General features: G+C 62.2%; 21 protein-coding genes and 1 tRNA gene. 13 read left to right on the top strand and 9 right to left on the bottom strand.

Annotated features, from left to right (window positions below):
- Window positions 1-252: 252 nt before the first annotated feature.
- Window positions 253-2,601, top strand: a complete 2,349-nt coding sequence (locus GL286_RS14540; protein ID WP_155096303.1) for a transglycosylase domain-containing protein — start codon at window positions 253-255, stop codon at window positions 2,599-2,601.
- 52 nt (window positions 2,602-2,653) lie between these two features.
- On the opposite strand, the gene GL286_RS14535 is transcribed toward GL286_RS14540, so the two are convergent.
- Window positions 2,654-3,250 (bottom strand): MlaC/ttg2D family ABC transporter substrate-binding protein, encoded by a 597-nt coding sequence (locus GL286_RS14535; RefSeq protein WP_155096373.1) that lies wholly within the window; start codon window positions 3,248-3,250, stop codon window positions 2,654-2,656.
- Window positions 3,240-3,971 carry an MlaA family lipoprotein gene (locus GL286_RS14530; protein ID WP_155096302.1) on the bottom strand — a complete coding sequence of 244 codons (732 nt, stop codon included), beginning with the start codon at window positions 3,969-3,971 and terminating at the stop codon, window positions 3,240-3,242. Before GL286_RS14530 ends, GL286_RS14535 begins: the two co-directional genes overlap by 11 nt.
- Before the next feature lie 153 nt (window positions 3,972-4,124).
- On the opposite strand from GL286_RS14530, the gene GL286_RS14525 reads away from it, so the two are divergent.
- Window positions 4,125-5,867, top strand: a complete 1,743-nt coding sequence (locus GL286_RS14525; protein ID WP_155096301.1) for a type I secretion system permease/ATPase — start codon at window positions 4,125-4,127, stop codon at window positions 5,865-5,867.
- A 65-nt stretch (window positions 5,868-5,932) separates the two neighbouring features.
- A complete protein-coding gene (locus GL286_RS14520) occupies window positions 5,933-7,255 on the top strand; it encodes an HlyD family type I secretion periplasmic adaptor subunit (RefSeq protein WP_170295217.1) in 1,323 nt (440 codons plus the stop codon).
- A 75-nt stretch (window positions 7,256-7,330) separates the two neighbouring features.
- On the opposite strand, the gene argF is transcribed toward GL286_RS14520, so the two are convergent.
- From argF to GL286_RS14505, 3 genes are all read right to left on the bottom strand, one after another.
- On the bottom strand, window positions 7,331-8,257 hold the full coding sequence (argF, locus tag GL286_RS14515) for an ornithine carbamoyltransferase (RefSeq protein WP_155096300.1): 927 nt from the start codon (window positions 8,255-8,257) through the stop codon (window positions 7,331-7,333).
- A gap of 234 nt (window positions 8,258-8,491) precedes the next feature.
- The gene (locus GL286_RS14510) at window positions 8,492-9,664 is read right to left on the bottom strand and encodes an aspartate aminotransferase family protein (protein WP_155096299.1); all 1,173 of its coding nucleotides are present in this window, start codon (window positions 9,662-9,664) and stop codon (window positions 8,492-8,494) included.
- Window positions 9,665-9,831: 167 nt separating this feature from the next.
- Window positions 9,832-10,653 (bottom strand): ABC transporter permease, encoded by an 822-nt coding sequence (locus GL286_RS14505; protein ID WP_155096298.1) that lies wholly within the window; start codon window positions 10,651-10,653, stop codon window positions 9,832-9,834.
- Between the two features lie 129 nt (window positions 10,654-10,782).
- On the opposite strand from GL286_RS14505, the gene GL286_RS14500 reads away from it, so the two are divergent.
- Together GL286_RS14500 and GL286_RS14495 are read left to right on the top strand one after the other, a co-directional pair.
- Window positions 10,783-11,394 carry a GcrA family cell cycle regulator gene (locus GL286_RS14500; protein ID WP_155096297.1) on the top strand — a complete coding sequence of 204 codons (612 nt, stop codon included), beginning with the start codon at window positions 10,783-10,785 and terminating at the stop codon, window positions 11,392-11,394.
- 1 nt (window position 11,395) lies between these two features.
- On the top strand, window positions 11,396-11,830 hold the full coding sequence (locus GL286_RS14495) for an NUDIX hydrolase (RefSeq protein ID WP_155096296.1): 435 nt from the start codon (window positions 11,396-11,398) through the stop codon (window positions 11,828-11,830).
- A gap of 12 nt (window positions 11,831-11,842) precedes the next feature.
- Here the strand turns inward: GL286_RS14495 and GL286_RS14490 are convergent, their stop codons facing one another.
- Complete coding sequence (locus tag GL286_RS14490) at window positions 11,843-12,547, bottom strand: thermonuclease family protein (protein ID WP_246184965.1); 705 nt, start codon at window positions 12,545-12,547, stop codon at window positions 11,843-11,845.
- A gap of 251 nt (window positions 12,548-12,798) precedes the next feature.
- On the opposite strand from GL286_RS14490, the gene metG reads away from it, so the two are divergent.
- The 6 genes from metG to lpxK all read left to right on the top strand — a co-directional run bounded on the left by metG (window position 12,799) and on the right by lpxK (window position 18,222).
- Window positions 12,799-14,517, top strand: coding sequence for a methionine--tRNA ligase (gene metG / locus GL286_RS14485; protein ID WP_155096295.1), 1,719 nt, complete (start codon window positions 12,799-12,801; stop codon window positions 14,515-14,517).
- Between the two features lie 40 nt (window positions 14,518-14,557).
- On the top strand, window positions 14,558-15,478 hold the full coding sequence (gene rocF / locus GL286_RS14480; protein WP_155096294.1) for an arginase: 921 nt from the start codon (window positions 14,558-14,560) through the stop codon (window positions 15,476-15,478).
- Between the two features lie 40 nt (window positions 15,479-15,518).
- Window positions 15,519-15,604: transfer RNA gene (locus GL286_RS14475), tRNA-Leu, on the top strand.
- A gap of 126 nt (window positions 15,605-15,730) precedes the next feature.
- Entirely contained in the window at window positions 15,731-15,976 is a 246-nt protein-coding gene (locus tag GL286_RS14470; RefSeq protein WP_155096293.1) for a DUF4170 domain-containing protein, read from the top strand.
- Between the two features lie 24 nt (window positions 15,977-16,000).
- Window positions 16,001-17,236, top strand: coding sequence for a 3-deoxy-D-manno-octulosonic acid transferase (locus GL286_RS14465; protein ID WP_155096292.1), 1,236 nt, complete (start codon window positions 16,001-16,003; stop codon window positions 17,234-17,236).
- On the top strand, window positions 17,233-18,222 hold the full coding sequence (lpxK, locus tag GL286_RS14460; protein ID WP_155096291.1) for a tetraacyldisaccharide 4'-kinase: 990 nt from the start codon (window positions 17,233-17,235) through the stop codon (window positions 18,220-18,222). The genes GL286_RS14465 and lpxK overlap by 4 nt, the downstream gene beginning before the upstream one ends.
- Here lpxK and GL286_RS14455 read toward each other — a convergent pair.
- The 3 genes from GL286_RS14455 to GL286_RS14445 are packed head-to-tail and all read right to left on the bottom strand — an operon-like array spanning window position 18,204 to window position 20,542.
- The gene (locus GL286_RS14455; RefSeq protein ID WP_155096290.1) at window positions 18,204-19,328 is read right to left on the bottom strand and encodes a CaiB/BaiF CoA transferase family protein; all 1,125 of its coding nucleotides are present in this window, start codon (window positions 19,326-19,328) and stop codon (window positions 18,204-18,206) included. The genes lpxK and GL286_RS14455 overlap by 19 nt on opposite strands.
- Window positions 19,328-19,990 carry a DsbA family protein gene (locus tag GL286_RS14450; protein WP_155096289.1) on the bottom strand — a complete coding sequence of 221 codons (663 nt, stop codon included), beginning with the start codon at window positions 19,988-19,990 and terminating at the stop codon, window positions 19,328-19,330. The genes GL286_RS14455 and GL286_RS14450 overlap by 1 nt, the downstream gene beginning before the upstream one ends.
- A 3-nt stretch (window positions 19,991-19,993) precedes the next feature.
- Entirely contained in the window at window positions 19,994-20,542 is a 549-nt protein-coding gene (locus tag GL286_RS14445) for a DUF721 domain-containing protein (RefSeq protein ID WP_246184964.1), read from the bottom strand.
- Window positions 20,543-20,636: 94 nt separating this feature from the next.
- Between GL286_RS14445 and GL286_RS14440 the strand changes: the two genes are divergently transcribed.
- Window positions 20,637-21,692: an A/G-specific adenine glycosylase gene (locus GL286_RS14440; protein ID WP_343038905.1), complete on the top strand. Its 1,056-nt coding sequence runs from the start codon at window positions 20,637-20,639 to the stop codon at window positions 21,690-21,692.
- 3 nt (window positions 21,693-21,695) lie between these two features.
- Window positions 21,696-22,832: an alkane 1-monooxygenase gene (locus GL286_RS14435; RefSeq protein ID WP_155096287.1), complete on the top strand. Its 1,137-nt coding sequence runs from the start codon at window positions 21,696-21,698 to the stop codon at window positions 22,830-22,832.
- The last annotated feature ends 3 nt before the right edge of the window (window positions 22,833-22,835 follow it).

Below are 22,835 nucleotides of genomic sequence, written 5' to 3'. Positions count from 1 at the left end.
TCCTGCACCTTTTATCTGCGTCGCAGCAGTTCCGTGTCGGCCCCAGAAAACGCGCGGCTTTCCGCTCAGCACAAGAGTTGAGCAGGGATTGAAAGGGGTTGAGATGAACAAGCACAAAAAATCATCAGCAACTGCCTCATTTGCAAGCTGCCGTGGCAGTTCACTGATAGGTCATCTCGGTTCTCAAACTGTTCCGGTTCCTGTATCTTGCCCGCCAATTGGCCGGGGACTCGGCCGGGCAGGAAAACAGGCATGACGAAACCCACCGGCAGGGGCCGGATTGTCGCTGACAAGCGCAATTTTGACCAAGCCCCTCAAAAAGTGCAGAAATCCACCGAGAAAAAGCGGCGGATCTACCGCCAGAAGCCACCACGGCGGGGGAATTTCCTGACGCGGGGAATCACCGGAATGATTACGCTTCTGTGGCGTGTGGTATGGGGTTCGGTCTGGCGGCTGACCGCCACCGTTGCTGCGCTGGTCGCGGCGGCGACCTTCTATTTCTACACGACGCTGCCCGAACCCTCCGCATTGTTCGATGCCCGTGCCCGCGGTTCGGTCACCATGCTCGACACCGAAGGCAGGGTCTTTGCATGGCGTGGCGAAACTTTCGGCACGGTCAGCGCCGATAAAATCGCCCCTGTCCTGAAAAACGCCGTCGTCGCGACCGAGGACAGGCGATTCTATCAGCACCTTGGCGTCGATCCGCGCGGCATCGCCGGTGCGATTAGGATCAACCTTGCCGAAGGTCGCGGACCGCTCGAAGGCAATGGTGGTTCGACGATCACCCAGCAGGTCGCGAAGCTGCTGTGCCTTGGCGAGAACTTCGATCCGATCAAATGGAAATCGGAAACCGAATACGAGGCCGAGTGCCGCAAGTCCTCGATCTGGCGCAAGGTCAAGGAAGTCCCTTATTCGCTGGCGATGGAATTCAAATACTCCAAGCAGGACATCCTGAACATCTACATGAACCGCTCGTATCTGGGGGCGGGAGCGCGCGGCTTCGAAGCTGCGTCAAAACGCTATTTCGACAAATCGGCCTCGCAGGTGAATGCCTCCGAGGCAGCGATGCTGGCCGGTCTGCTCAAGGCGCCCAGCTATTTCGCGCCGACCTCGAACCTGCAACGGGCGCAGGACCGCGCCAATGTCACGCTGGGGCTGATGCATGAGCAGGGCTATCTCGACGACGCCCAGTTCGCCGAGGCCAAGGCACATCCCGCCGTTCTGTCGAAAGCGGCTGCGGCCCGCGCGGGTGGCTATTTCGCCGATTGGGTGATGGAGGCCGGACCGGGCTTCCTGACCAGCGAAACCACCGAGGACGTCACGATCAAGACGACCTTCGACCAGCGCATCCAACGTGCCGCCGAACGCGCCCTGAAGCGGATCTTCGATGAAAAGGTCGCGCCCGGCTCGCAGGCTCAGGCGGCGGTCGTGGTGATGTCTCCCGATGGTGCGGTCCGCGCGATGATCGGTGGCCGTGACAATACCGTCAGCGGCACGTTCAACCGCGCGACGCAGGCGATGCGGCAGACCGGATCAAGCTTCAAACCCTTTGTCTATGCTGCCGCGCTGGATCAGGGTTACGGGCCGAACGACCGCGTGCTTGACGGGCCATTGACCATCAATGTGCGTGGATCTGGGCCCTGGTCGCCGCAGAACTACACGCGCAAATACATGGGCGAGGTCACGCTGACCCGCGCCCTGTCGCAATCGCTGAACACCGCCACCATCCGCTTGCAGGAAATCGCGGGCCGCGATGCGGTGCGCCGTGTCGCGCATGATTTCGGCTTTGCCAACGATCTCGCCAGCGGCCCCGCACTGGGGCTGGGCGCGTCGGAATCGACGCTTCTGAACATGACCGGCGCCTATGCGGGCATCCGTAACGGCGGCACTGCGGTGCGTCCTTATGGTCTGGTCGAATTGCGCATCAAAGGTGACGATCAGGCCCTGATCGGCCAGTCCGGCGGCATGGGCCAGCGCGTCATCTCGCAAAAGGCCGCAGGCGAGCTGATCGGCATGATGGAGCAGGTCATCCAGCACGGCACCGGTGGCCGCGCCAAGCTTGACCGTCCGGCAGCAGGCAAGACCGGCACGACCTCCAGCTATCGCGATGCGTGGTTCATCGGCTTCACCGGCCAGTATGTGACCGGCGTCTGGCTGGGCAATGATGACAACAAACCGCTGAAAGGCGTGACCGGCGGCGGCCTTCCCGCCGAGATCTGGCAGGCCGTCATGACCGAAATCCACGAGGGTCTGCCGGTCGAATCGCTGGGCAATTTCGTCTTCGATGCCAGCGGCGCTGTTCCGCAGGTCGTCAGCGACGGTGGCGGCGACGGTTCGGCCGACCCCTTGGCGGCAGCCCTGTCCGAGGCACTTGGCCAACCCCAACCGCAAGGTGGCGCGGCTCCTGCCCCTTCGGCCCAACCGCAAGCAGCCGATGCCGGTCGCGTCCTGCCCGATCCGGGCATTCAGAACGGGAACGCCCCGCCGCAATTCCCGGCGGAAACGTCATCGACCCAATCCCTGGGCGAGGACACCGAAATCACGCCCGACGATCCCTTGGCGCAAGCCCTTCGCGGCATCGAAGGCGTCTACAAGCAATAAGCAAAAAGGCCGGCCCCTATGGCCGGCCTTTTCGATTGGCGCCGTTAACGTCTCATCCCGCCTTTTGCAGGTCCGCCGTCAGTGCCGCCATATCGCCTTTGCGCTGGCTCAACATGGCGCTGACCTCGGCCCGCTCGGAAGCGAGCATATTCACGCCCTCGATGATGATATTGAAATAGCGTCCCTTTCCGGACTTGTCCGAGACATGCCACTCCATCTCCATCGGGCTGCGACCTTTCAGATAGGCCACGGTCGTCACCGCGTAGAAGGATTTGACCGGACGCGCGCCCGTCACCTCGATTTTCGAACCGATGAATTCGCGGAAGCGCTTGCCGTATTTGCGGCCGATATAGCCTTGGAAAGCCTGCTTGTAGGCCGCGAACTCGGCAGGACTCGCCTGCCGTGCCGCCGGTCCCAAAGCCGAACGGGCGATGATGTCCACATCGGCATAGCGCGCGAAAATCGCCTCGAAGGACTTGTACATCTGCGCCGGTGGCTGACCGGAGTTGATCACCCCATAGACCTCGTCCATCGACTTCTGGACCAGAGCGCCGGCCTGGGATTCATTCAATGCGTAAGCGGGCGTGACCGAAAAAGCCAATCCGGCCCCGATCAGTCCCAGAAATCCGCGACGGGTTTCATTCGGCATAAGGGTCAATCTCGTCTCCTTCCTCGCCAAGTTCATGGCGGCGATGCTGCAACCAGATCAGCCGCGTCTGAGCGTAACTATCAGCGCTTTCATAAAGGATGGAATCAACGGAATCACCAAATCGGGCCCGTTCACCGGCTTTTGAGACTGCCCGTGCGCCCAGCCCGATCAGCCATTCGTCCAGATTCAGCACCGCATGCATCGGATCGATGACCAGATCGACGACCCGCCCCACGGTATCGCGCTCGGTCGATGGTCCCAGCAGCGGCAGTTCCTGATAGGCCCCCTCGGGTACACCCCACACAGCGAGGGTTTGACCGAAATCGGTATCCTGCTCGGGCAACGCAAAGTCGGCCGCGGCCGGATCCAGAAAACCCGCCAGCCCCAAGGTCGAGTTCACCATGAAGCGGAACGTGGTCTTGACCGCAGGCTCCGGTTTTCCCTGCAGCAGATGGTTCACCGCCTTGCCGGGCTCGGCAAGGTTGGAGCCGAAATTTCCTATCCCCTGAAGGGCATAGCTACCAATTCCCGGCTTATCGTCCCCCGATGACATTCCTGATGTCAGCGGTTTGACCACGTTGGAATCCAACCCGCGATTGAAGGCGTGGACCTGACGGTTCGCCGATTCATAGGGGTCGTTGATGCCGTCCGCTCCGGGCTGTCCGCTACAGCCCGACAGACCGGCAACGACGATGGCGGTGAAGATTATCTTGCGCTTCAATATTCTGCTAACCTTCAGCTGTTAAAGGCAGGATGTGGAGCGGAATTTTACCGCCCGACCAGCGCCATCCACCTGTTCGACTTCTCCACTTTGGGATATGCGCTGAGACCAATCCGGGCAAGCCCGGTGCCAAGCAAAGGGAAGGAAACCGGCATGGCTTCGCCACCGATGCACCATGATGGCAAGGCCGAGTTGCGCAAGGCGCGCGGCAAGGCGCGATATCTTTACGCCTTTGTCGGATTGTTTTCCTTTGCCGTGAACCTTTTGATGCTGACCGGCCCGCTTTTCATGATGCAGGTCTATGACCGCGTTCTGGCAAGCCGCTCGGTCGAGACACTGACGGCCCTGTTCCTGCTGGTCGTGTTTCTTTTCCTGATGATGGGCGTGCTTGATCTTGTCCGCAGTCGGGTGATGTCCCGCGTGGCGGCACGCTTTCAGGAACGGATGGAGGGGCGGGTCTTTACCGCCGCCTTGCAGGACGGCAGCGCCTCGGGTTCGGACGCGGTGGTCAAGGGCGGCATGCGCGATCTTGAGGCCGTGCAGCGACTGATAGGATCTCCGGTCCTGATGGCTATGTTCGATCTGCCATGGGCCCCGTTCTTTTTGGCCGCAGTTTACATCTTCCATCCGCTGCTTGGCGCGGTGGCGACGGCAGGTCTGCTCATTCTTGTTGGCACGACCCTGCTGAACCAATGGCTCAGCCGCGAATCACTGCAAAAGGCTGCGGTGGCCTCGCAAACCTCGGATCGCATGTCCGATGTTTTCCGCGACGAAGGCGAGCTGATCGGCTCGCTCGGTATGCGGAACGCGACATTCCGGCGCTGGCAGGCCGCTCGCGACCGCGCTACCGAAGCCGCGATGGAGGGGCAGGACCGCGCTACAGGTTTCACCGTATTCTCGCGTAGTTTCCGCCTGTTCCTGCAAAGCGCCCTGCTGGCGGCGGGGGCCTATCTGGTCCTGAAGCAGCAGGTGACGCCGGGGGCGATGATCGCCTCGTCGATCCTGATGGGCCGCGCCTTGTCTCCGATCGAACAGATCGTCGGTGGCTGGCCGATGGTGCAACGCGCGCAGGACGGCTGGAACCGGCTCGCGGGCCTTTTGTCGCGCCGCCCGCCCCCCGTCGCGCGGACACCGCTGCCAAGGCCGCAGGCCCGCCTTGAAATCCGCAATCTCAGCGTCGTCCCGCCGGGACAGAACGTCGCCACCCTGCGCGGAGTCAGCTTCGATGTCGCACCCGGTCAGGCCTTGGGCGTCATCGGACCATCCGGAGCAGGCAAATCGACGCTAGCCCGCGCGCTGATTTCGGCTTGGCCGGTTGCCGGTGGTTCGATCCGGCTGGATGGCGCGACGCTGGATCAATACGACCCAGACGTTCTTGGCGCGTTGATCGGCTATTTGCCACAACAGGTGACGCTGTTTGACGGCACCATCGCCGAGAACATCGCCCGCCTTGCCACCAATCCCGACCCGCAACGCATCGTTGCGGCCGCCACGGCGGCGGCGGCGCACCAGATGATTCTGGACCTGCCGCTGGGTTATGACACGCCCGTGACCCAGACGGGCGGGCGCCTGTCAGGCGGCCAAATCCAACGGATCGGACTTGCCCGCGCGCTTTATGCCGATCCGGTCATCTTCGTCCTGGACGAGCCCAACTCGAATCTGGACAACGAAGGTTCGGCGGCATTGAACATCGCGATCCGCAATATCAAGGCGCGCGGCGGAGCGGTCATCATCATGGCTCACAGACCTGCCGCGATCAGCGAATGCGATCTGCTGCTGATGATGGATCAAGGCATGCGCCGCGCCTTCGGACCACGCGACGAGGTGCTGAAATCCATGGTACGCAACGCCGAACAAATCACCCGAACCCAAGGTCAGGGCGGAGGCGTATCGTGAACGATCCCCGCATCTCCACCCCGAATCCGCCGATTCCGGTCGCGCAAACCAGCGGTCCCGCAAGCGTGCCGCTTCCGCCCGCGCCTCCGGCGTCTCGTCCGGAATGGTCGGCACGCGGTTCGATTATCCTGGGTCTGGTCGCACTTGCCCTTCTGGTCGGAGGGTTCGGGATCTGGTCGATCACCGCCCGTATCGCAGGGGCCGTCGTGGCCTCGGGTCAGGTCGAGGTCGAACAGCGCCGGCAGGTCGTCCAGCATCCCGATGGCGGCGTCGTCGCCGAGATCCTCGCACACGAGGGTGAAACCGTCGTCGCAGGCCAACCCCTGATCCGGCTGGATGGCGCGTTGCTGGGCACCGAACTTGCCATCGTCGAGGGGCAGTATTTCGAAATCCTCGCCCGCCGCGGCCGCCTCGAGGCCGAACGCGCCGACCTGACCGAGATCACCTTCCCCGAGGAACTCGTCTCCGAGGCACGCAGCCGCCCCGATCTGGACAACCTCCTGAAAGGCCAGACAAGCCTGTTCCGCGCACGTCTCGACACGCTTGGCCAATCGCTGGGCCAGCTTTCGAAACAATCCGAACAGGTCACATCGCAGGTTCAGGGCATCGACGCCCAAAGCGCCGCCCTGCAACAGCAACGCGATTTCATCGCCGAAGAACTGCGCGACCAGCGCACCTTGCTGGACAAGGGCCTCGCTCAGGCGTCACGCGTCCTTGCGCTGGAACGCGAGGCAGCGCGGTTGGACGGCCTTCTGGGCGAGACGACCGCGAATCGCGCTCAGGCCGAAACCCAATTGGCCGAGATAGATCTATCGCGGCTGGAAAAATCCGCCGCCTATCGCGAACAGGCCGAAACCGAATTGCGCGACCTTGGCTACCGCGAGCTGGAACTGGCCGAGCGCCGTCGTTCATTGACCGAACAGGTCGCAAGACTCGAGATCCGCGCACCGGTATCGGGCATCGTGCAGGAATTGCAGATCACGACGCCACGCTCGGTCATTCGCGCGGCGGACCCGATCATGTATATCATTCCGCAGGATCGCCCGCTTGTCGTTGCCGCCCGCGTCGCGCCGATCAATGTCGACGAGGTCCATCCCGGCCAAGAGGTGGTATTGCGCTTCTCGTCCTTCTCGTCGCGCACGACACCCGAGATCGACGGAGTTCTCAGCCGCATTTCGGCGGATACGCTGGTGGATCAGGCGACCCACCTGCCCTATTACCGCGCCGAAGTGACCATTCCGGCCGAAGAACGCGCCAAGCTGAAAGATCTGGATCTGGTTCCCGGCATGCCGGTCGAGGTTTATGTCAAAACCGGCGAACGCAGTCCGTTCGCCTATCTCGTGAAACCGCTCAGCGATTACTTCACCCGAGCCTTCCGCGAAGACTGAAAAGGCGCGGCATTCCTGCCGCGCCCATTCCATTCGTACCCGACCTGCCGCGGAAATCGCGGCAGCGAAGTTTCGTCAGACGCCCAGACACCAGCGCATGACGGCCTTCTGGGCATGCAAACGGTTCTCTGCCTCGTCAAAGATGACCGAGTTCGGGCCATCCATCACCGCGCTCGTCACCTCGTCGTCGCGATGGGCAGGCAGGCAATGCATGAACAATGCGTCTGCTTTCGCCTGACCCATCAACGCCTCGTTGACCTGATAGCCCCGCAGCTGGTTATGCCGACGCTCACGGGCCGATTGCGGATCGTGCATCGACACCCAGGTATCCGTCACAACCAGATCGGCACCCTGCACGGCCTTCACGGGATCACGTTCGACAATCGCCTGAACGCCCTGCGCACGGGCGAACTCCAGCGCCTCGCTTTCGGGGTCCAAGGTCGACGGACCAGTGAATGTGAAATCATATCCGAACTGACCGGCCGCATGAATCATGCTGGCACAGACATTGTTGCCGTCACCCGACCAGACCACTTTCCTGCCTGCAATGGGGCCGCGATGTTCCTCGAAGGTCATGACGTCGGCCATCACCTGACAGGGATGGGTACGGTTGGTCAGACCGTTGATCACCGGAACGCTGGCGTATTCCGCCATTTCCAGCAAGGTCGCCTCTTCGAAGGTCCGGATCATGATCAGATCGACATAGCGCGACAGCACACGGGCCGTATCCGCGATGGTTTCGCCATGGCCCAGTTGCATTTCCTTGCCGGACAGAACCATGGTCTGCCCGCCCATCTGCCGGACGCCCAGATCGAAGCTGACGCGTGTGCGGGTCGAGGGTTTTTCGAAAATCAGCGCAACCATCCGGTTCTTCAGCGGCGCGTCCGCATCCGGAGTGCCTTTCGGTTGGCCATTGCGGGCATTCTTCATCCGACGCGCCGCATCGATCATGCCGCGCAGTTCCGCCTTGTCGGTGGTATGGATGTCGAGAAAACTATTCATTTGTTACTGTCTTTCGGATTGATCCGGCAAGGAAGCCGCGTTGCCGGCAATAGGTCAAGGCCAAAGCCCGTTTTCGCTGATCCGCGCTAAGCCCGACCTCATCGGAGTCGCGCCATTGCGCGCGACCTCGTGCAGTTCCGAAAGGGACGCGTAGACGCGCCATGGAAAATCTTGGGCAATCGGCCTGCCCGACCGGGCAGACCTCGACCTGTTTCAAAGCCCGAAGAACCGATCTCAGGCATCAAGCCTGCTGGCGGCACGGTCAAGCCGCGCCACCGCCTCGGCGATGTCTTCGTCACTGATGTTCAGCGGCGGCAACAGACGCAACGTGCTGTCGGCGGCCGGAACCGTCAGGATATGCTCGGCATAGCCGGCCTTCACCAGATCGGCGGGGGAAACGATGCATTTCAGCCCCAGCATCAGCCCTTGCCCGCGAATCCCTTCGAAGACATCGGGATGCGCAGCAACCAGCCCTTCGAGCTTCTGGCGCAGCAGACCTGCCTTGCGGTTCACCTCGGCCAGAAATTCCGGCGCGGCGATGATTTCCATGACTTTCGCGCCGACGGCACAAGCCAAGGGATTGCCGCCATAGGTCGAGCCATGCGTCCCCGCGACCATGCCGCTTGCCGCCGCCTCGGTGGCCAGAACCGCCCCAAGGGGGAAGCCGCCGCCGATGCCCTTGGCAACCATCATGATATCGGGCGTGATACCGGCATATTCATGGGCGAACAGCTTGCCCGTCCGGCCCATGCCGCACTGTACCTCGTCCAGCACCAGCAGCGCGCCGGTCTGGTCGCAAAGTTCGCGAATCAGGCGCAGGTCTGCGTCCGAAAGCGGACGAATCCCGCCTTCGCCCTGCAACGGCTCGACCATGACGGCGGCGGTCCGATCCGAGATCGCGGCCTTCAGCGCCTCCATTTCGCCCCAGGGCAACTGCCGGAAGCCGGGCATCAGCGGACCAAAACCCTTGACCATCTTCTCGGAGCCAGCAGCCGCAATGGCACCGGTCGAGCGGCCGTGGAAAGCCCCCTCGAAGGTCAGGATCTCGAACCGGTCGGAATCGCCTGATTCGGACCAGAACTTGCGGACCATCTTGATGGCCAGTTCGGCTGCTTCGGTGCCGGAATTGGTAATGAACGCCGTATCGGCAAAGGTGTGCTCGATCAGCAGATCGGCAAGCCGCTCTTGCTCGGGGATGTTGTACAGGTTCGAAACATGCCAGATCTTTCCGGCCTGCTCTGTCAGGGTCGCGACCAGTTCGGGATTGGCATGACCCAGCGAGTTCACCGCGATCCCGGCGCCAAGATCCAGATATCGGGTTCCATCGGTTGCGATGGCCCAGCTTCCCTCGCCACGTTCAAAGGCAAGGTTGGCGCGATTATAGGTCGGCAGGACGTGCGGAATCATGGAGTTGTCCTTTTGCAGACATTGGCCGCTATATCGGCGGCACCAGTAATGACGGTAAGGCAGGCAGGATCAGGCGTTGAAAAATCAACGTCGGGGACGGGCGATATATGCGGTCCGATTGATCATGTCGGTCGCATAGCGCGGAAAACAGACTTACGCAACGGAATTTACGCCTTCATCCGATAGCCCGAGCGCAGCCAGCGCCACGCCGTGAACAGCACCAATGCGACCGTCAGTCCGCAAACAATCAATCCCCGCATCGGCGGCGCATCCGACGCCCCCGAGAAGCCATATCTTGCGCCGTCAATCAGATAGAAGATCGGATTCCAGTGCGCGAGCGTGGCAAAGGGCTGGGGAAGCGCCTCGACCGAATAGAAAGTGCCCGACAGAAACGACAGCGGCGTGACGATGAAATTCGAGATCGCCGCCATCTGGTCGAATTTTTGCGCGATGATGCCGCCCAGCAGCCCAAGCCCACCCATCAGCAGCGCACCCAGAACCACAAAGCTCAGCGCCCATAGCGGATGCGCGACGCCCTGCCCGATCAGCAGGGCCAAACCAAGCGCGATGACGATAGCGACGATCAGCGCGCGTACCACGGCCCCCGACAGATAGCCGGTCAGGATTTCGGCCGCAGACAAAGGCGGCATCAGGGTGTCCACGATATTTCCCTGCATTTTCGACGAGATGATGCTGGACGAGGTATTGGCGAAGGCGTTCTGGATCACCGTCATCATCAGGATGCCCGGCCCGAGGAACTCCAGATACGGCATGCCCATGACCTCGCCGCGATCCCGCCCCAAGGCCAGCGCAAAGACGACAACGAACAATCCTGCCGTCATCAGCGGCGCGAAAATGGTCTGCTGCCAGACATTCATGAAGCGCATTATCTCGCGGCGACAAAGCGTTCCAAGGCCGATCCAGTTGACGCGACCGAAGCGGCGAATGCCCATCTGGCGAAAACCTGGGCTGGACGGACGAGGTTGCATCTGCGCTCCTTGAATTTATGGCGTCGGACGGGTAAATCTGGCTTTCGCCGGTTTAAGACCGGGTTCTGCGGAATTGAAGCCACTAGCACGAGAGAGCACCGGGAAGGCCCGGTGCAGGAAAGGCAAGCCATGTCCTGGACCGATGAGCGCGTCGAGACGCTGAAACGCATGTGGGCCGAAGGCCAGTCGGCCAGCCAGATTGCAAAAGAACTGGGTGGAGTCACCCGCAATGCCGTGATCGGCAAGGTTCACCGCCTTGGCCTGTCGAACCGTAACGAGGACGGCACCGAAATGCCTGTTGCACCTACCCCCGAGGCGAAGCCCGCGCCCCAGCCCTCTGCGGCTGCCGCACCTGCGCCCCAGCCGAAACCGGCCCCTGAGCCTGCGCCCAAGCCCGCAGCCGCGGCTCCGGCACCGCAGGCCGAGCCTACGGTTGCCCCCCAACCGGTCAACTTCAACCGGCGGCCCATCGTGCCCGCAGGACAGCCGTTGCCGCCGCAGCCCTCGGCCAACGAGATCAGCCCCGAGGCGCTTGCCTCGGTCCGCGAGGTCGAGAAGCGCGCCCGCAAGCTGTCGCTGATGGATCTGACCGAGCGCACCTGCAAATGGCCGATCGGCGATCCGGCGACCGACAAGTTCTGGTTCTGCGGTCTACCCTCTGTCGCGGGCAAACCCTATTGCGAGGCCCATGTCGGCGTCGCCTTCCAGCCGATGAGCTCGCGCCGCGACCGTCGGCGCTAAGTTGGCACATTTCCCCCGGCTCGCCGCCTTGGCCGTTCTGCTGGACGGCGACCGGGTCCTGTTGGTCCAGCGCAGGAATCCGCCCGATGCGGGCCTTTGGGGTTTCCCCGGCGGCCATGTCGAACCCGGCGAGACCGCGCTTGACGCCGCCGCCCGCGAACTCAGCGAGGAAACCGGCGTCATCGCCCGCCCCCGCGCCTATCTCGATAATATCGACATGATCGAGCGTGAGCCCGATGGCACGCTGCGCTTCCATTTCCTGCTGGCCGCGGTGCTGTGCGACTATGTCTCGGGCGATCCCCTCGCCGCCGATGACGCCCTGGACGCAGGCTGGTTCCCGATTGCGGACATCCTCGCGGGGACCAAGCCCCTAAGCGCCGGAGTGGCCGCGACGTTGCAACGCGCCGTGACAGCAAAGTCAGGCTCATACATCTAAATTCGACTGCACTTAGTTCGGGTTTCGCCCAGCAGCCTGTTTGGCATCGAACTGATCCCAGACCGCCATTCGCCCCTTTTGACGAGCATCCGCGAGCCAAAGTTTCTTCCGGGCATCCGAAGTCTCAAGCGACCGGTATTTTCCGCCCGAGAATTTGGCCCAGTCCAATGCCAAGCCCAGCTTGACCATTTCCGCAGACAAATCACGACCATCAGGCAGGAAACATTTGGCCACCCTGCGCCCATGAACATCCTGCGCGATCAACTCTGCCCGGATCGCTTGTCCCTTACAAAGAGAAACCAAAGCCCATTTGGCGTTCTTCCCATAAGGATGATTGAACTCCGCGGCATCAATTCCGAAAAGGCGAATCTGCGTTTTCTGGATGACGATCGTATCCCCATCAACCACACGAGCCGCACCTTCGAGGGTTCGTTTGCCGATAACCGGCTTAGCCCGTCCTGCGTCAAAGGGGATGACGTTGTCGCCCGATGCCGACGATCCGGCGCTTGGGGATCGCAGAGTTTTCCGTTTCTTGCCGCCAAACACAGCAACCAGAACAACTGCCACGATCAAGAAGAGTACGACGACTTCCATTTGCAGATGCCCTACGAGTGTTTCGGCAATTTCAGCCACGCCCACATCGTCGTCCGCCCTCAGGAATACAAGAGCAGCCAATTCAATCAGAGGAAAAGGACAGGTTTCGTACCGCAGCGTCATGGTTTTTATGAGTTTCCACGGATATCTCATGACTGACGAGCCACTCGCTGACGGCAAGGTTGCGCTGCACGATCTGTGTACGCGCGGTGTACAGCCTGTGTACGGCCCGTGTCCGACCAAACCCAGCATTTGCAGGCCTCTCCGCGATTTTCGCATGCCTGCGTTGCGCCCTGCGGTCATGCAACGCCCGCAGGACTTTCCATCTTGGCGCTTCGCGGCTAGACATGGCGCCGATCAAAAGGACGCATCCCATGGCCCGGCATCTCATCACCTCGGCGATCCCCTATATCAACGGGATCAAGCATCTTGGAAACCTCGTCGGCTCGCAGCTTCCGGCGGACCTTTACGCGCGCTATCTGCGGGAACGTGGGCATGAGGTCATGTTTATTTGCGCCACGGACGAACACGGCACACCCGCCGAACTCGCCGCTAAGAAAGCTGGCAAGCCGGTCGCGGATTACTGCGCCGAGATGCACGAGACCCAAGCCGTGATCGCCCGTAATTTCGGTCTGTCCTTTGACCATTTCGGCCGCTCCTCCAGCCCGCGCAACCACGTCCTGACCCAGCATTTTGCTGGGAAACTTGATGAAAACGGCTGGATCACCGAGGTCGAGGAAAAGCAAGTCTACTCCATCGACGACGGTCGCTTCCTGCCCGACCGCTATATCGAGGGCACCTGCCCGAATTGCGGCTATGACAAGGCGCGCGGCGATCAATGCGAGAACTGCACCAAGCAGCTTGACCCGACCGACCTGATCGAGCCGCGCTCGGCGATCAGCGGTAGCACCAATCTGGAAGTCCGCGCGACCAAGCACCTTTACCTGCGCCAGCGCGCGCTGAAGGACCAGATCGCCTCGTGGATCGACAGCAAGAAGGACTGGCCCATCCTGACCACCTCGATCGCCCGCAAATGGCTGAACGATGGTGACGGGTTGCAGGATCGCGGCATCACCCGTGACCTCGACTGGGGCATCCCGGTCCAGAAGGGCGACCAGCCTTGGCCGGGGATGGAGGGCAAGGTCTTCTATGTCTGGTTCGATGCGCCCATCGAATATATCGCCGGCACCGCCGAAGGCACCGACGCCAAGGGCCAGCCCGACAGCGAATGGCGCCGCTGGTGGCGTCTGGACGAGGGCGCCGAGGACGTCACCTACACCCAGTTCATGGGCAAGGATAACGTGCCTTTCCATACGCTTAGCTTCCCTGCGACGATCATCGGCTCGGGCGAGCCGTGGAAGCTGGTCGATTACATCAAGTCCTTCAACTACCTGACCTATGACGGCGGCCAGTTCAGCACCTCGCAAGGTCGCGGCGTGTTCATGGATCAGGCTTTGTCGATCCTGCCCGCCGATTACTGGCGCTGGTGGCTGCTGAGCCATGCCCCGGAATCCGGCGACAGCGAATTCACCTGGGACAATTTCCAGCAATCGGTGAACAAGGATCTGGCCGATGTGCTGGGCAACTTCGTCAGCCGCATCACCAAATTCTGCCGTAGCAAGTTCGGCGAGGTCATCCCCGAGGGCGGCAGCTATGGCCCCGAGGAAGAGGCCCTGCTTGACGCCCTGACCGCCCGCATCCGCGCCTATGAAGGCTTCATGGACGGGATGGAGATCCGCAAATCGGCTGGTGAACTGCGCGCGATCTGGGTGCTGGGCAACGAATATCTGCAAACGGCGGCGCCGTGGTCGACCTTCAAGACCGACCCCGAAAAGGCAGCGATGCAGGTCCGACTGGGCCTGAATCTGATCCGGCTTTACGCGGTGCTGTCCGCGCCTTTCATCCCCTTTGCGGCGGATGCGATGCTGGCCGCGATGCAGACCGACGACCGTGACTGGCCTGCGGATGCCCGCACGGCGCTGGCGACGCTGCCCGCAGGACACGCCTTCACCACACCCGAAGTTCTTTTCGCCAAGATCAGCGACGAGGACCGCGACGAATGGCAAGAGCGTTTCAAGGGGATCCGTAGCTGATCTCCTTGCGTTGTGACTGCGAAATCCAGCAGGAGGAACGATGACCCATTGCATCCTGATCGGTTGCCCCGTCGATGAAGGCCAGCGCCGCGCCGGGTGCCTAATGGGGCCGGCCGCCTATCGCGTCGCGGGCCTCGCCGACACCCTGTCCGAGCTTGGCCACACGGTCGAGGACCGCGGCGACGTCATCCCCGCTGAAGGGCGGGACCAGACCTGCGCCAACCCCGCCGTGCATCACCTGCCCGAGGTAATTGCATGGACCGAGGCCTTGTCCGCGGTTGCAACGACCGCCATGACGGATGGGATGCCGATCTTCATGGGTGGCGATCACTCGCTGTCCTTGGGCACGGTTTCAGGGGTCGCTTCGCATGCCAGGGCAGCGGGGCGGCCGCTATTCGTGATATGGCTGGATGCGCATAGCGACTTCCACACGATGCAAAGCACGACCTCTGGGAACCTGCATGGCACGCCGATGGCCTATGCCGCAGGGCGCGCAGGGTTCGAGCCCTTCCCTCCCTTCCCCGAGCCGGTTCCGGCCGAGAATATCTGCATGTTCGGTATCCGCTCGGTCGATCCGGCGGAACATGCCGCGCTGAAGGAAACCCGGATCACCGTGAACGACATGCGGGTGCTGGACGAACAGGGCATCGCGGCGCCCCTGCGCGCGTTTCTGGATCGGGTCCGCGCGCAAAACGGCCTGCTACATGTCAGCCTTGACGTCGACTTTCTTGACCCCTCGATCGCGCCCGCCGTCGGCACGACCGTTCCCGGAGGCACGACGTTCCGCGAGGCGCATCTCGTCTGCGAATTGCTGCACGAATCCGGTCTGATGACCTCGCTGGATCTGGTCGAGCTGAACCCATTTCTTGACGATCGCGGTCGCACCGCCAAGTTGATGGTCGATCTAGTCGGTTCGTTGATGGGCCGCAAGGTTTTCGACCGCCCGACACGCAGCTACTGACTTGCCAATTCCCGCTGCGCCCGCTAGCCAACAGGCTGGCGCGGGCGTGGCGGAATGGTAGACGCATGGGTCTTAAACACCCTGGGGCGCAAGCCTGTGCGGGTTCGAGTCCCGCCGCCCGCACCAATCATGGCAAACCTGATGACGACCGCTTGAAACGCCCGCATTCGCCCGTCATCGGGCCGATTGCCCTTGGTTCCGCCACGCCCCTCGGGTAGGGTCGCGCCGGATTGCGACAGCAGGAGAAACAAGATGGCGCAACGTCTTCACCTCGTCTTCGGAGGCGAACTCGTGGACCCGTCCCGCACGGAATTCCGCGACACAAACAATATCCATGTCGTCGGAATTTTCCCCGATTACAGTTCCGCGTTCGCGGCTTGGAAAGCCGAGGCGCAACGCACGGTGGACAGTGCCCATACCCGCTATTTCATCGCCCATCTTCACCGCCTGCGCGACGAAGAGCGCGAGATCAGCGCGACCGAAGAACTCGGCGGCTGAACTGCGCGCAAGGGCTGATCCATCATGCCCTCGCCGGGACAAATGACCTCCTCGATGGCGCTTTGGCTGCATTTGCGGCGACGCGCGGCATCAGGGCAAGGTCCGGTCGGGCCGGTTTCGGCTCCTCCCGGCGACGGGCCATTGGTTCTTGTCCACCTGTCGGAAAATGCCGACGATCCCTTGCCCGTCGGCGGTCTTGTCAAGGCGATGGTGTCGCGCCGCCCGCGACTGCGCTTTGTCTTTACTGGTGCCACCCCGACCGAAGGGCAGATTCCGCCGGACCTGCGCGAAACGCGTCTGGTTTTGCCTGACGATCCGGCTGCCGTCAGCGCTGCATTAGACGTTCTGAGCCCCGGCGGGTTGGTGCTGCTGGGCGACCGGATGCCCTCGTCACTGATTGCGGGAATGGCCGATCGTCGCTTGCCCATCGTTCTGGCCGAAGCACGGCTGCTCAATCAAGGCGGTCGGGGCAGCTGGCGCGGCATCGTCAACCGGGGTCTGATCCGCTGCATCAGCAACATCCTTGTCCCTGACGTTACGACAGGGGCGGCCGCCCGCCAACTTGGTGCCGATCCGGACCGTATCGAGATCGTCGGTCCGGTGACCGAGACCTTGCCGCCATTGCACGCGAACGAGGCCGAGCGGGCGGCATTGGCCCAGATCCTCCGCGGGCGGCACGTCTGGCTGGCCGCCGCTCCGACCATGCCCGAGATCCGCATCCTGCTGCAGGCACATCAGGCAGCGCTGCAGCACAATCACCGCGCGCTGCTGATCCTTGCCGGCCTGCCCGAGGAACTGGTCCCCCGGATCCGCGCCGAGACCGAGTCGCAGGGCCTTGCCGCGGTGCTTCGCTCGGAGGATGAAGATCCGATGGCGGATGATCACGTCCTGATCGCGGATGACCCCTATGAAATGGGATTGTGGTACAGGCTTTCGCCGGTCTGTTTCATGGGCGGGACACTGTTGCCGGGTCCGGGCCTTGCGCCACGTCATCCATTTGAGCCCGCAGCGCTTGGCTCGGCGATCATCCACGGGCCGATCTCTGCCCCGTTTGCCGCCGAATGGCTTCAGCTCACCGGTGCCTCGGCCGCGCGCTCCGTGACGGACGCCGAGACCCTTAGCCGTGCTGTTGCGGATCTGACGGCTCCGGATCAGGCGGCAATGCTGGCCGGAAACGCATGGTCGGTCAGTACCGGCGGTGCGGCCGTGATCCGACGGATAGCCGATGCGGTAATCGACGCGATGGAGAGCAGCCAATGAACCTGCGCGCACCCGATTTCTGGTTCCGCAGTCCGGGTCTGGCGGCGCGCGCGCTGTCCCCATTGGGGGCGCTTTACGCGGCAGGTACAGCCCGCCGCATCGCAAAAGGTGCGCGGAACAAGGTTGGAGTGCCGGTGATCTGCGTCGGCAATATCAATGCGGGCGGGACGGGCAAGACGCCGACAGCGATCATGCTGGCCCAACGCTTGCTGGAACGCGGTGTTGCATTGCACATCGTGTCGCGCGGCTTTGGCGGCTCGGAAAAAGGCCCGCTTCGGGTAGAGGAAGCCCGCCACCGCGCCGAGCAGGTTGGTGACGAGCCGTTGCTGATGGCAGCTTTCGCGCCGGTATGGGTTTCGGACCAGCGGATCGAAGGGGCAAAGGCCGCCGTTGCAGACGGCGCCCAGGCGATCCTGCTGGATGACGGCTTTCAGGATCCGTCACTTGCGCATGATCTATCTTTGGTGGTCGTCGATGCGGCCAAGGGCTTTGGGAACGGACTTTGCCTGCCCGCCGGTCCGTTGCGCGAGCCCGTCGATCGGGGCTTGGCTCGCGCTGACCTGCTGCTTTCGATCGGCGAGACCGCGCAGCAGAACGCATTCGCCACACAATGGGAGCGAAGCCTATCCTTGCCGCATCTCAAAGGCAGGCTCGCGCCGCTGCAGACCGGCATGGACTGGCAAGGCCAACGCGTTCTGGCCTTTGCGGGGATCGGCCATCCCGAAAAGTTCTTCGCGACATTGCGTGGCCTTGGCGCGGAAATCGTCCGTGCCGAGCCGCTCGAGGATCACCAGCCCTTCACTCCTGCCCTATTGACCCGATTGGAAACCGAATCGCGCCTTCTCGGGGCCCAGCTAGTCACGACGGAAAAGGACGCGGCGCGATTGCCGCGTCATTTCCGGTCGCAGGTTCTGGCACTGCCTGTCCGGCTTGAGCTGGACGATGCTGCGGCCTTAGACGACCGGCTTCAGACGCTCGGGCTGTGATCCGCCTCGCCCAGCCGCGGTGACGCGCGCTCAAGGCTTAGCTCACCTTCCGAGAAACGGATCGGCAGGCGCACGCCCGGAACCCCCTCGGGCGAAATCCGAAGCCCTCGCGCGATGATCTGCGGATCGGCAAAGACATCGGCCATGTCATTGATCGGTCCGGCAGGAACCCCCTGTTCCTCAAGTGCGGCAAGCAGATCGTCGCGTTTCCATGTCACTGTAACGGCTGACAGCGCCGCAGTCAGCGCCTCGCGATTTTCGACCCGTCCCGCATTGCTGGCATAGGCGGGCGCCTCGGCCAACGCGGGCAGACCAAGCACCGCGCACAGGCGTTTGAACTGGCCGTCATTGCCGGTCGCGATGATGATCCAGCCATCGGCGCAATCGAACACCGCATAGGGCACAAGGTTCGGATGGGCGTTCCCCAATCGGGAGGGCGGAGTTCCGGTCGCAAGGAAATTCATCGCCTGATTGGCCATCACGGCAGTCGCGACATCGAAAAGCGCCATATCAACATGCTGGCCGCGGCCGGTCGCGTTCCGCTGGTTGAGAGCAGCCAGAATGCCGACAACCGAATAGACACCGGTGAAGACGTCAACAACCGCAACCCCGACCTTTTGCGGTTGGGCCGAGGGCTCACCGGTGATGCTCATCATGCCGGACATGCCCTGGATGATGTAATCATAACCCGCGCGATGCGCATAAGGCCCCGTCTGTCCAAAGCCGGTCACGCTGCAATAAACCAGCTTCGGAAAATCAGCCGCCAACGAGGCGTAATCCAGCCCGTATTTTGCCAGCCCGCCGACCTTGAAATTCTCGATCACGATATCGGCGTCGGCAAGCAATTCGCGGACCTTTGCCTGCCCTTCGGGGGTCCGGAAATCGGCAACAACCGAGCGCTTACCGCGGTTGGTCGCGTGGAAATAGGCGGCAGATTGCTCGCCTTGATGTTCGATGAAGGGTGGTCCCCAGCGACGCGTGTCGTCGCCTTCGGGCGCTTCCACTTTGATGACGGTCGCGCCCAGATCGGCAAGAATCTGGCCGGCCCAAGGACCGGCCAGAATACGTGCCAGCTCGACGACCTTCAGGCCGGCAAGTGGAGTCATTACTTCTTCTCGGCCTCGGCAACTTTGGCGTCGATGATCTTTTTCATGTCATCCCAAGGCTGGTTCTGGACCGTCTCGCCATTGATGATGAAAGTCGGCGTACCTTCGATCTTGTCGGCGGTCGAGTTCTTCTGGAACGTCGCCACAAGATCCGAGACCATCTGCTTGTCGGCCCAGCACGCGTCCATCTGCTCGGGCGTCATGCCCGCTTTGGCCCCGACCTTGCGCAGATTGGCGGCGATCTCGTCGCCCGATTTACCGGCCAGCCAGACTTTCTGGTCATCGAACAGCAGATCCGAGACGGCGTAATATTTCGCATCACCACCGCAGCGTGCAAGGATGCCCGCCCACAGGCCGACAGCGTCGAAATACACGTCGCGCTGGATGAACTTGACCTTGCCGGTCTCAACATACTCGGCTTTCAGCTTCGGCCAGTTTTCTTCGTGGAAGGCCTGGCAATGGCTGCAGGTAAAGCTTGCATATTCGACGATGGTGACCGGTGCATCGGCCTTGCCCAGCACGATATCCTCAAGGATCTTGCCTTCGGGCATCTTCTCCTCGGCCTGTGCCGGAGCAGCTTCCTGCGCCAGAACCGGAGAGACCGCGGCGATGGTCAGCGCCGCAGTGGCGGCGGCGATCAGTGAGCGGCGATTGGGGTTCATGAGTTAGGCCTTTCGGTCGTTGGTGCCCTTGCGGGACAGGATATTCAAAGCCATCTGCCGCATCGCGGCGGAAAGGCGGGGATCGTCAAAGCCCTGCGCGATCTCGTCGGCACGGGCCGCCTGAACGGGACTGGTCGGGGCAGTGCTGCGGGGTCCGGAAAAGCCCGCCTGCTCCTCGGCAAAACCCGACGCATCCGCAAATCCGGTCGGCGCAGTCTGGGTCAGCGCAATCCGCGACACCGCGTTGAAGCCGTAACAGGCATTCACCCGCTGCCGGATCAGCTCAAGCTGCATATTGATCATCGGGGCGCGCGCGCCAGAGACCAGCAGGGTCAGCGTCGCGCCGAACCCCTTGCCGTGGCTGATCTTGACGGGGCGTGCATAGGCTGCGATTTCGGGGCCGACCACCTCGGCCCAGTTGGTCAGCAATCGCGCTACGGCGAAACCACGCGATTCACCTACCGAACGGACCCGATGCGCGACAAGCTGGGCTGCAGCCTCGAAACCGCGCATGCGGCGGCGTGGAGCACTGTCGGGTTTCTTCTGGGCCATGCGGTGACCATATGATTAATCTGGCGCGCAGTCTGGACCGAGCCGCGCCCGGACGCCAGAGTGGAGAAACTGAAAATTGCGTGACTCGAGGGTGATATCGGTGGAATTGCTCGACTGGTATGATCGCCATGCCCGTATTTTGCCATGGCGCAGTCTTCCGGGACAGGGCCAGACCGATCCCTACCGCGTCTGGCTGTCCGAAGTGATGCTGCAACAGACCACGGTGGCCGCGGTAAAGTCCTATTTCGAACGTTTCACCAGCCTTTGGCCCACGGTCCACGATCTTGCCGCTGCCGAAGATTCGCAGGTCATGGCCGAATGGGCCGGACTTGGTTACTATGCCCGCGCCCGCAACTTGGTCGCTTGCGCCCGAACCGTATCGGCCTTGGGCGCATTTCCCACGACCCGTGACGGGCTGGCAGCATTGCCCGGCATCGGCCCCTATACATCGGCGGCGATCAGCGCCATCGCATTCGACCTGCCCGAGACAGTGGTGGACGGGAACGTCGAGCGGGTCATCTCGCGCCTGTTCGCGCTCGAGACGCCCCTGCCCGCCTCGAAACCCGAGATCTACGAATTGGCCGGGCTACTGACTCCGGCGGCGCGTCCGGGGGACTATGCCCAAGCCATGATGGACCTTGGCGCGACGATCTGCACCCCCCGCAATCCGGCCTGCGGCATCTGTCCGGTCAATAACGGCTGTCAGGCAAGGATTCAGGGCATCGCCGCCGAACTGCCACGCAAAGCCCCGAAGAAAGCCAAGCCGCAGCGGGCTGGAACGGTCTGGATCGGCTTCACGCAGGATGCGGTTCTGGTCGAGACGCGGCCCGAAAAAGGCCTTCTGGGCGGCACATTGGCTTTCCCCTCGACCGGATGGGACGGCTCGGCGCTTGAGCCTCCGGCAATGGCAGATTGGCAGGATAGTGGACTGGTCCGGCACGTTTTCACCCATTTCGCGCTGGATCTGACGGTGATGACGGCCAAGTTGACCACGCCTCCGGTTCGGGGCAGGCTTGTGGCGATTGACAAGTTCAGTCCAAGCGCCCTGCCTGGCCTGATGCGTAAAGCCTGGTCGCTTGTCCAACCCATTCAAGCCCGCCAGCGATCCCCGATCGCGAAGGCCAGCCAGCATCCAACCCGTGATGATTGATCCATGCAGAATGCCTCCCGCAACCGTCTGATCGATGCCCTGCCGTTCTGGCTTTCACTGGGGATGGTTCCCCTTGCGATTATCGCGTTCCGCTTTGGCGGCTGGTGGTTCGCGTTGATGCCGCTTTACGCGTGGTATGTGATGACCATGCTCGACGCCGTACTGGGCCTGAACGAGGAAAACCCCGACACCGAAACCCCCGAGGCGCAGTTATTCTGGTATCGCGCCATCACCATCATCTGGTTCCCCGTTCAGGCGGTGATGATCTTTGGCGGGATCTGGTTCGCGACGCATTCCGCGTTTACCGGCTGGGAAAAACTGGGGCTGTTCTTTGGCATCGGCGTTGCCTCGGGGACCATCGGGATCGTCTACTCACACGAGTTGCTGCACCAGAAGAATCCGCTCGAGCGCTGGCTTGGCGACCTTCTGCTGGCCTCGACACTTTATTCGCATTTCCGGACGGAACATCTGCTGGTCCATCATAGCTGGGTCGCAACGTCTCGCGATGCCGTTTCGGCGCGCTATAACGAGGGTTTTTTCCGCTACTTTATCCGCGTGTTGTACGAATGTCCGGTCAGCGCCTGGCACGCCGAGACAAGGCGTCTGGTCCGCTCGGGGCGGTCAAAATTCGACCGTCGCAATCCGTTCTGGCGCTATGGCGCGTTGCAATTGGCAATGCTGGGGCTGGCCTTGCTTCTGGGCGGCTGGCAGGGGATCGCGCTATTCGTCTGGCAAGCTTTTATCGCGGTCTGGCAGCTCGAATTAACCAACTATGTCGAGCATTACGGCCTGACCCGCAAATATCTGGGCAATGGCCGTTATGAGCATGTCCTGCCGCGGCATAGCTGGAACTCGTCCCATACCGCGACGAACTGGCTGCTGATCAACCTCCAGCGCCACTCGGATCATCACTACAAACCCGACCGCCGCTTTCCCCTGCTGCAAACCTATGACGCCGAGGAAGCGCCGCAATTGCCATTTGGCTATCCCGCGATGACCTTTCTCGCGATGGTGCCTCCGCTATGGCGCCGCAGGATGAATCCGCGCGTCCGCGCATGGCGGCGCCAGTTCTATCCCGAAATCACGGATTGGAGCGAGTATAACCGCGGCTCCCTGCCCGAACCACGCGGAGCACTTTAGCTG

Source organism: Paracoccus aestuariivivens (assembly GCF_009711225.1).
Lineage (GTDB): Bacteria > Pseudomonadota > Alphaproteobacteria > Rhodobacterales > Rhodobacteraceae > Paracoccus > Paracoccus aestuariivivens.
The sequence above is the reverse complement of the archived record's forward strand: the minus strand, read 5'-3'. Positions and strand labels throughout refer to the sequence as shown.